Genomic DNA, 7,750 nt, shown 5'->3' with positions numbered 1-7,750 from the left:
GGCTGGCCCGGCGGGGGCGGCGGCGCGGGCGGGAGCTCCGGGGGGAGCTCCCGCGGCGGGGTTAGACGTCCGTGAGGCGGAGGCCCGCGTGGGCCTTGTAGCGGCGGTTCGTGGAGATCAGGTTGGCGACCATCGCCTCGACCTGGTGGGCGTTGCGCAGGCGGCCCGCGAAGACGCCGCGCATGCCGGGGATGCGGGCCGCGAGGGCCTGGACGAGGTCGGTGTCGGCGCGGGATTCGCCGAGGACCATCACGTCGGTGTCGATCTCCTCGACCGTCTCGTCCTGGAGCAGGACGGCGGAGAGGTGGTGGAAGGCGGCGGTGACGCGGGAGTCGGGGAGCAGGGCGGCGGCCTGCTGGGCGGCGCTGCCCTCCTCGACCTGGAGGGCGTAGGCGCCCTGCTTGTCGAAGCCGAGGGGGTTGACGCAGTCGACGACGAGCTTGCCCGCGAGGTCCTCGCGGAGGGCTTCGAGGGTCTTGGCGTGGCCTTCCCAGGGCACGGCGATGATCACGATGTCGCTGCGGCGGGCGCACTCGGCGTTGTCGGCGCCCTCCACGCCGAGGCCCAGCTCGCCGGCGGCGGCCCGGGCGCGGTCGGCGGCGCGCGAGCCGATGATCACCTTCTGGCCGGCCCGGGCGAGCCGGTAGGCGAGGCCGCGGCCCTGGTCCCCGGTGCCGCCGAGGACGCCGACGACCAGGCCGGAGACGTCCGGGAGGTCCCAGGGGTCCTTGGCGGGCGGCTTCTGGGTGCTGTCTGAGGAAGTCATGGGGGCGAGGGTACTGCCGAGTACGCCACAGTCGAAGGTATGGGCCGGGCGGGTGAGGCGGCCGTTCCCGCCCCCGGGCGGCCCCGGGGTGCGGCAGGATGCCGCCCATGGATGCCGTGAGGGTCGCGTTGCTGCGGGAGGTGCTCGCCGGGACGCACTGGCCGGGCGAGGCCCGGAGGTTCGCCGGATCGCTGCGGCGGGCCGTGGTGCCTTCGGCCGGGCGGCTGCTGCTGGTGGGGACCGAGCAGTACGAGCCCTGGCACCTGGCGGCGCACCTGGTGGACGAGGCCGCCTGGTCGGGGCTGCCGGAGCTGGCGCCGACGCTGGTGCGCCACCACGTGCGGCCGGGCGAGCCGCCGCACCTGTCGGTCGGGCTGGGCCGGCTGGAGGCCGCCCGGCGCGGTCACACGCTGCTGGTGGTGGCTCCGGACCGGCCGGGCGGCGGGCTGCTGGAGCGGGTCCACGACGCCCGCCGCGCGGGGGCGACCGTACTGTCCCTGGACGGCGGGGACCCGGATCTGGGCACGCTGGCGCACGAGGCGCTGTCGGTGCCCGCGGCCACCGCGGAGCTGGACCTGGACACGGTGCAGCACCTGGTCAGCGCCGCGGCCGGGGAGAACGGCCTGCCGGCCCAGCGGGGGCCGCGCCGGCTGCGGGACCGGCTGGCGCGGCTGGCCGACCAGCTGACCGCGCCGCCGCCCAGCCGCTGGTGAGCCCGGGGTCCGGCGCCGGATGGTCTAGGGCGTCGTGCCTCCCTCGTCTTCCCGGGTCTTGTCGTTCCACTTGGGGTCGTTCTGCCATTCGAGGTTGCGTTCCTGCGCCGTTTCCATGGCGTGGCCCGCCTCCTCGCGCGTGGCGTAGGGGCCGAACCGGTCCTTGGCCGGACACTCCGGGCCCTCTTCGACCTTGTTGTGGACCAGGCAGTAGTACCACTCGCCCGGCTTGCCCACCTGACGCTTCTTGAACAGGGCCATCGTCGGCTCCTTCCTCTGTCGCCATGCTGCCCCATACCCGCTGGATACACTCGCTTGCATGTCTGGCCAGTCGCTGCTCGTACCAGGCGAGCTCTCTCCCGTCCGTTCCGTTCCCGGAAACATCCGCCGGCCCGAGTACGTGGGCAAGCCCATGCCCACGCCGTACACCGGACCGGAGGTGCAGTCGGCCGAGACCATCGAGGCGATGCGCATCGCCGGCCGGATCGCCGCCCAGGCGATGGAAGAGGCCGCCAAGCACATCGTCCCGGGGGTGACCACCGACGAGCTGGACCGGGTCGCGCACGAGTACATGTGCGACCACGGCGCCTACCCGTCGACGCTGGGGTACCGGGGCTTCCCGAAGTCCCTGTGTTCCTCGCTGAACGAGGTCATCTGCCACGGGATCCCCGACTCGACCGTCCTGAAGGACGGCGACATCGTGAACCTCGACGTGACCGCGTACATCGGCGGGGTGCACGGCGACAACAACGCCACGTACCTGTGCGGCGAGGTGGACGAGGAGTCGCGGCTGCTCGTGGAGCGCACCCGCGAGGCGCTGAACCGGGCCATCAAGGCCGTCAAGCCGGGCCGCCAGATCAACATCATCGGCCGGGTCATCGAGTCGTACGCGAAGCGCTTCGGCTACGGCGTGGTCCGGGACTTCACCGGGCACGGCATCAACTCGTCGTTCCACTCCGGGCTGATCGTCCCGCACTACGACAGCCCGCACGCGACCACCGTCATCGAGCCCGGCATGACCTTCACGATCGAGCCGATGCTGACGCTGGGCACCCACGAGTACGACATGTGGGAGGACGGCTGGACGGTCGTCACGAAGGACCGCAAGCGCACCGCGCAGTTCGAGCACACGCTGGTGGTGACGGACACCGGGGCGGAGATCCTGACCCTCCCCTAGGTCTTTTTACCGACAGAACGTCGGGAACACATTGACTTAGGTACACCTAAGTAGGAGGATCAGGCATGGCGGCGGCATGCCGCCGCGCCCGATTCCTCTTTCGGAGGTCCGCCTTGGACGCCTTCTCCACGCTCATCCGTGTCGCCTCGCACGAGCAGCACACCGAAGCCGAGACCTCCACCTTCATGAGCGACCTGCTCGGCGGCCGGCTCGGAGTCGACGCGTACACCCGGTACACCGAGCAGCTGTGGTTCGTGTACCGGGCCCTGGAGGACGCGGCCGACGCACTGCGCGAGGACCCGGTCGCGGGGCCGTTCATCCGGCCCGAGCTGATGCGCGTCGCCGAGATCGAGCGGGACCTGGCCCACCTCATCGGCCCGGGCTGGCGGGAGTCCGTCGTGGCGCTGCCCGCGACCGAGGCGTACGCGGCCCGGGTGGCCGAGTGCGCGGCCTCCTGGCCGGGCGGGTACGTCGCCCACCACTACACCCGCTACCTGGGCGACCTCTCGGGCGGCCAGATCATCCGGGACAAGGCGGAGCGCACCTGGGGCTTCGCGCGCAAGGGCGACGGCGTGCGGTTCTACGTCTTCGCGGACATCGCCAACCCGGCCGCCTTCAAGCGGACCTACCGCGAACTGCTGGACGCGCTCGCGGCGGACGACCTGGAGAAGCAGCGCATCATCGACGAGTGCAAGCGCGCCTTCGACTTCAACGGCGCGGTCTTCCGCGAGCTGGGCGAGCGGTTCCCGCTCAGCGCGTAGCCCTCAGCGCGTAGCGCTCAGCGCGTAGGCGTGGAGACGTAGGGACGCAGGGACGGAGAGGCGTACGCGCGGAGGGGTCAGGAGGCGAAGCGGACCCGGCCGCCGATCTCGACGGTGCCGTCCGGGCCCGGGGCGGTGAGGATCTGCGAGCCGGCGCCCTGGGTGATGTTCAGGGCGCGGTTGAGCTGGGCGGTCAGCAGGATCGCCGCCGAACCGGTGGCCTCGTCCTCGGTGATGGCGCCGTCGGGGCGGCGCGGGAAGCCCCGGGCCCGGATCCGGCCGGCCGCCTCGTCCTCCCAGGCCCACGCGTACAGCCAGCCCTCGCCGGGCGGCGGGGCGGGCAGCGCCTCGACCTCGGCGGCGTCGGCGTACTGCTCGGTGCGCTTGCCGGTCACCCACTCGGGGCGGGCCGTGATCCAGGTGAACTCCCCGTCGCCGCGGGCCCATACCGACCCGGCGGGCGGCTGGAGCTCCTCGATGTCGAGCAGCCAGGCGACGCCGACGAGGGGGTGTCCGGCGAAGGACATCCGGGTCCCGGGGGTCCGGATGTCGACGACCCCGCGCTCGGGGTCGTCGACGAACACCGTTTCGCTGTAGCCCAGTTCGGCGGCGAGGGCCTGACGGTCCGCGTCGTCCGGGCAGGTCCGGCCGTCGCGGACGACTCCGAGCAGGTTGCCGAACCGGCCGTCACCCGCGCAGAAGACCCTGATGACATCGAGATCGTTCACGCGGGCATTGAAGCACGGGCCGGCCCCGGGCCGGACGGCGCCGTCGCGGTGGGCACACGTCGGCTTGACCTGTGCTTTACCTACGTTTGGGGTGACCTTGGAGGGGCCGTGACGGCCTCGTGTCCGGGTCCGGCGGGTGAGAGCTGAATCACTGGACGAGTGGGCATCGGTGAGGTAAGCCTCGGTTAAGTTAGGTCCGCCTCACTACCGTGCCTCCAGTCAGCCTCCACCCTCGCAGGAGCCCCCATGCGCCCCGCCCGTCTCACCGTCCTCAGCGCGGTCGCCGTCGTCGCCGCCCTCACCGCCGTCACCGGCTGCGCGGAGAAGAGCGACAAGGGTGGCGACGGTGCGATCCACGTGAACGCGACGGACAGCGCCTGCGAGCTCTCCACGACCGAGTTCCCGGCCGGCAAGGTCTCCATCGAGGTGGAGAACAAGGGCTCCAAGGTCACCGAGCTGTACGTGCTCTTCCCGGACGACCGCATCGTCGCCGAGCGCGAGAACATCGGCCCGGGCACCAAGGCCACCATCACCGCCGAAATCAAGGCGGGCGACTACGAGTTCGCCTGCAAGCCCGGCATGAAGGGCGACGGCATCCGCACCAAGGCCAAGGCCACCGGCAAGGGCGGCGACGGAAAGCGCAACCCCGCGCTGGACGCCGCGGTCGCCGCGTACCGCAAGTACGCGCAGGAGCAGGCCGACGAGACCCTCCCGAAGGTGAAGACCTTCACCGACGCCGTCCGCGCCGGGGACGTCGAGGGCGCCAAGAAGGCCTTCGCGCCGTCCCGCACCGGCTGGGAGCGCACCGAGCCGGTCGCCGAGTCCTTCGGTGACATCGACCCGAAGACCGACACCCGCGAGGACGGCCTGGAGCCCGGCCAGCAGTGGACCGGCTGGCACCGCCTGGAGAAGGCCCTGTGGGCCGACAACAAGATCGGTGACGAGGAGAAGACCCTCGCCACCCAGCTGGACACCGACCTCACCGACTGGCAGAAGCGCGTCGGCACCGCGGAGATCACCCCCACCTCGATGGCCAACGGCGCCAAGGAGCTCCTCGACGAGGTCGCCACCGGCAAGATCACGGGTGAGGAGGACCGCTACGCCCACACCGACCTGGACGACTTCAAGGCCAACGTCGAAGGCGCGCAGAAGGCGTACGAACTGCTCAAGCCGGTCGCCGCGAAGAACGACCCGGCCCTGGTGACGGAGCTGGACAAGCAGTTCGCCGCGCTCGACACCCTGCTGGAGAAGTACCGCAGCGCCCCGGGCGCCACCGACTTCATCGCGTATGACAAGGTCGGCGAGGCCGACCGCAAGCAGTTCTCCGACAGTGTGAACGCCCTGGCCGAGCCGCTGTCGAAGCTCGCCGCCGCGGTCGCCAAGTAACAACGGTCCAGGAGAGGCGGGAGCGACGAATGACCGAGCAGACGCACCGGGAGCCCGGCGGCGACACCACCGGGGGCGGACGGACAGCACCCTCGCGGCGCTCCGTGCTGGGCTGGGGCGGAGCCGGCCTCGCGCTCGGCGCCGCCACCGCGGGCGGCGCGGTCGCCGCGCTCAACGGCGAATCCGGCATCACCCCGGCGGGCTCCGCCGGGGCGGCCGTCCCCTTCCACGGGGAGCACCAGGCCGGCATCGCCAGCGCCGTCCAGGACCGGCTGCACTTCGCCGCGTTCGACGTGAAGACGAAGGACCGCGCCGAGCTGGTCCAGCTCCTCAAGGACTGGACCGAGGCGGCCCGCCGGATGACGGCCGGCCAGCCGGTCGGCGAGGGCGGCTTCGGCGGCCTCCCGGAGGCCCCGCCGGACGACACCGGCGAGGCGCTCGGCCTGAAGGCCTCCCGGCTCACCCTGACCATCGGCTTCGGCCCGGGCCTGTTCGCCAAGGACCGCTTCGGCCTGGAGGCCAAGCGCCCCGACGCCCTGGTCGACCTGGAGGCCTTCCCCGGCGACAACCTGGACCCGGCCCGCTCCGGCGGCGACCTGTGCGTCCAGGCCTGCGCCGACGACCCGCAGGTCGCGGTGCACGCCATCCGCCAGCTGGCCCGCATCGGCTTCGGCAAGGTCGCGGTGCGCTGGTCGCAGCTCGGCTTCGGCAAGACCTCGTCCACCACCCCGGACGCGCAGACCCCGCGCAATATGATGGGCTTCAAGGACGGCACCCGGAACGTCTCGGGCACCGACACCGCGGGCCTGGACCAGCACGTGTGGGTCGGCGCGAAGGACGGCAGCGACTGGCTGACCGGCGGCTCGTACCTGGTCGCCCGCCGCATCCGGATGCACATCGAGACCTGGGACCGCACCTCCCTCCAGGAGCAGGAGGACGTCTTCGGCCGCGACAAGGGCGAGGGCGCCCCCGCCGGCAAGTCCAAGGAGCGCGACGAGCCCTTCCTGAAGGCGATGAAGCCGGACGCGCACGTCCGGCTGGCACACCCGGACTCCAACGACGGGGCGACGATCCTGCGCCGCGGCTACTCCTTCACCGACGGTACGGACGGCCTCGGCCGGCTCGACGCGGGGCTGTTCTTCCTCGCCTACCAGCGGGACGTCCGCAAGGGCTTCGTGCCGATCCAGCGGCGGCTCGCCAAGAACGACGCGCTCAACGAATACATCCAGCACGTGGGTTCGGCCGTCTTCGCCGTCCCGCCGGGCGTCCGCGACAAGGACGACTGGTGGGGCCGGACGCTGTTCGCGTAGTCCCCGCCGGAGAGGAAACGCCGTGTTCGGCAACTATCTGATCGGCCTGCGCGAGGGCCTGGAGGCCAGCCTGGTCGTCTGCATCCTCATCGCGTACCTGGTGAAGACGGACAACCGGGCCGCGCTGCGCCCGGTCTGGCTCGGCATCGGCATCGCCTGCACCCTGTCGCTGGCGTTCGGCGCCCTGCTCACCTTCGGGACGCAGGAGCTGACCTTCGAGGCGCAGGAGCTGCTGGGCGGCAGCCTGTCGATCGTCTCCGTCGTCCTGGTCACGTGGATGGTCTTCTGGATGAAGAAGACCGCGCGGCACCTGAAGGGCGAGCTGGAGGGCAAGCTCGACGCCGCCCTCGCGATGGGCACCGGCGCGCTCGTGGCCACCGCCTTCCTGGCGGTGGGCCGTGAGGGCCTGGAGACGGCGCTGTTCGTGTGGGCCTCGGTCCGGGCGAGCGGCGAGGGCTCCTCGGCCCCGTTGATCGGGGTGCTGCTGGGCATCGCGACGGCGCTCGTGCTGGGCTGGCTCTTCTACCGGGGCGCCCTGAAGATCAATCTGGCGAAGTTCTTCCGGTGGACCGGCGGCATGCTGGTGGTCGTGGCCGCGGGCGTCCTCGCCTACGGGGTGCACGACCTCCAGGAGGGCGGCTTCCTCGGCGGCCTCCAGGACAAGGCCTTCGACATCAGCTCCGCGATCCCGCCGGACAGCTGGTACGGGGTCCTGCTCAAGGGCGTGTTCAACTTCCAGCCCGACCCCACCGTCCACCAGCTGGTGGTGTGGTCCCTGTACCTGCTCGTCGTGCTGGCGCTGTTCCTGGCCCCGGCCGGCCTCGGCCGCGGGTCCGCCGCCCCGGCCGCCGCCCCGAAGGAGCCCGCGGGGGCCCCGCCGCGCGGCTGACGCCCCCCACACCGCCGAGG

The 7,750-nt window shown here is 71.9% G+C and carries 9 protein-coding genes; 6 read left to right on the top strand and 3 right to left on the bottom strand.

All coding sequences use genetic code 11. The features are described from left to right. Positions 1–61: 61 nt before the first annotated feature. Entirely contained in the window at positions 62–766 is a 705-nt protein-coding gene (gene npdG, locus ACFYYT_RS31170) for an NADPH-dependent F420 reductase (protein ID WP_351826945.1), read from the bottom strand. Positions 767–873: 107 nt separating this feature from the next. On the opposite strand from npdG, the gene ACFYYT_RS31165 reads away from it, so the two are divergent. Beyond that, positions 874–1,479, top strand: coding sequence for a hypothetical protein (locus tag ACFYYT_RS31165; RefSeq protein ID WP_351826943.1), 606 nt, complete (start codon positions 874–876; stop codon positions 1,477–1,479). 24 nt (positions 1,480–1,503) lie between these two features. On the opposite strand, the gene ACFYYT_RS31160 is transcribed toward ACFYYT_RS31165, so the two are convergent. Next, positions 1,504–1,740, bottom strand: coding sequence for a hypothetical protein (locus ACFYYT_RS31160; RefSeq protein WP_351826941.1), 237 nt, complete (start codon positions 1,738–1,740; stop codon positions 1,504–1,506). 58 nt (positions 1,741–1,798) lie between these two features. On the opposite strand from ACFYYT_RS31160, the gene map reads away from it, so the two are divergent. Together map and ACFYYT_RS31150 are read left to right on the top strand one after the other, a co-directional pair. Then, the gene (gene map / locus ACFYYT_RS31155; protein WP_351826939.1) at positions 1,799–2,656 is read left to right on the top strand and encodes a type I methionyl aminopeptidase; all 858 of its coding nucleotides are present in this window, start codon (positions 1,799–1,801) and stop codon (positions 2,654–2,656) included. Positions 2,657–2,769: 113 nt separating this feature from the next. Further along, the gene (locus tag ACFYYT_RS31150) at positions 2,770–3,417 is read left to right on the top strand and encodes a biliverdin-producing heme oxygenase (RefSeq protein ID WP_351826938.1); all 648 of its coding nucleotides are present in this window, start codon (positions 2,770–2,772) and stop codon (positions 3,415–3,417) included. 77 nt (positions 3,418–3,494) lie between these two features. Here ACFYYT_RS31150 and ACFYYT_RS31145 read toward each other — a convergent pair whose 3' ends face one another. Then, positions 3,495–4,145: a PhzF family phenazine biosynthesis protein gene (locus ACFYYT_RS31145; protein WP_351826936.1), complete on the bottom strand. Its 651-nt coding sequence runs from the start codon at positions 4,143–4,145 to the stop codon at positions 3,495–3,497. A 246-nt stretch (positions 4,146–4,391) separates the two neighbouring features. Between ACFYYT_RS31145 and efeO the strand changes: the two genes are divergently transcribed. The 3 genes from efeO to efeU are packed head-to-tail and all read left to right on the top strand — an operon-like array spanning position 4,392 to position 7,730. Further along, a complete protein-coding gene (gene efeO, locus ACFYYT_RS31140; RefSeq protein WP_351826934.1) occupies positions 4,392–5,531 on the top strand; it encodes an iron uptake system protein EfeO in 1,140 nt (379 codons plus the stop codon). A 29-nt stretch (positions 5,532–5,560) separates the two neighbouring features. Beyond that, positions 5,561–6,841 (top strand): iron uptake transporter deferrochelatase/peroxidase subunit, encoded by a 1,281-nt coding sequence (gene efeB, locus ACFYYT_RS31135; protein WP_351826932.1) that lies wholly within the window; start codon positions 5,561–5,563, stop codon positions 6,839–6,841. Positions 6,842–6,863: 22 nt separating this feature from the next. Beyond that, entirely contained in the window at positions 6,864–7,730 is an 867-nt protein-coding gene (gene efeU, locus ACFYYT_RS31130; RefSeq protein WP_351826930.1) for an iron uptake transporter permease EfeU, read from the top strand. The last annotated feature ends 20 nt before the right edge of the window (positions 7,731–7,750 follow it).

The sequence above is a fragment of the Streptomyces sp. NPDC002032 genome, from assembly GCF_042890765.1.
In the GTDB taxonomy this organism is placed as follows: domain Bacteria; phylum Actinomycetota; class Actinomycetes; order Streptomycetales; family Streptomycetaceae; genus Streptomyces.
This window is presented reverse-complemented; position numbering and strand designations above follow the sequence as displayed.

What these genes read in the sequence shown, in the direction of transcription:
- npdG (WP_351826945.1), bottom strand. Translation starts at nt 766, where the DNA reads ATGACTTCCTCAGACAGCACCCAGAAGCCGCCCGCCAAGGACCCCTGG.
- ACFYYT_RS31165 (WP_351826943.1), top strand. Translation starts at nt 874, where the DNA reads ATGGATGCCGTGAGGGTCGCGTTGCTGCGGGAGGTGCTCGCCGGGACG.
- ACFYYT_RS31160 (WP_351826941.1), bottom strand. Translation starts at nt 1,740, where the DNA reads ATGGCCCTGTTCAAGAAGCGTCAGGTGGGCAAGCCGGGCGAGTGGTAC.
- map (WP_351826939.1), top strand. Translation starts at nt 1,799, where the DNA reads ATGTCTGGCCAGTCGCTGCTCGTACCAGGCGAGCTCTCTCCCGTCCGT.
- efeO (WP_351826934.1), top strand. Translation starts at nt 4,392, where the DNA reads ATGCGCCCCGCCCGTCTCACCGTCCTCAGCGCGGTCGCCGTCGTCGCC.
- efeB (WP_351826932.1), top strand. Translation starts at nt 5,561, where the DNA reads ATGACCGAGCAGACGCACCGGGAGCCCGGCGGCGACACCACCGGGGGC.